Source organism: Vibrio sp. 1402 (assembly GCF_033340275.1).
In genome coordinates, this window is record NZ_JAWOWE010000222.1 from 1 (window position 1) to 743 (window position 743).

At 47.4% G+C, this 743-nt stretch carries 1 protein-coding gene; it reads left to right on the top strand.

Going from position 1 to position 743, the window contains the following annotated elements:
- Positions 1 to 115: 115 nt before the first annotated feature.
- On the top strand, positions 116 to 743 hold a 628-nt coding region (locus R7044_RS25220; protein WP_225455996.1), incomplete at its 3' end, for an NAD(P)-binding protein.

Genomic DNA, 743 nt, shown 5'->3' on the forward strand with positions numbered 1-743 from the left:
GTTCTACTTGGTAAAACCTCAAGCGGCTGACTTAAACACGCTACTTGGTCACCAAAGCCGCAGCGCTGCTGAACTGCGCGTTCAAGCCCAATAAATCATGGAGGATGTTTGAATCATGAGTCAGAACGTTTACCAATTTATCGATGTTCAACGCGTAGATCCGGCGAAAAAACCAATTAAGATTCGTAAGATTGAGTTTGTTGAAATTTACGAGCCGTTCACGAAACAACAAGCAACAGCGCAGGCCGATCGCTGTTTGGATTGCGGTAAGCCATATTGTGAATGGAAGTGCCCCGTCCATAACTACATTCCCCAGTGGCTAAAACTGGCGAATGAAGGCCGAATTTTAGAAGCCGTGGAACTTTCACACCAAACCAACAGCTTGCCTGAAGTGTGTGGCCGTGTGTGTCCGCAAGACCGTTTGTGTGAGGGTTCGTGCACACTAAATGATGATTTTGGTGCAGTCACGATCGGAAACATTGAAAAGTACATCACCGACAAAGCCTTTGAAATGGGCTGGAAACCTGACATGTCCAAAGTGGAGTGGACGGATAAAAAGGTGGCAATCATCGGCGCTGGCCCTGCTGGTCTGGCAGCAGCAGACATCTTAGTTCGCAACGGTGTAAAACCGGTGGTGTTTGACCGTTACCCAGAGATTGGTGGCCTACTTACCTTTGGTATTCCTTCTTTCAAATTGGAAAAAGGGGTCATGGAAAATCGTCGTCGGGTATTTACCGAAATGG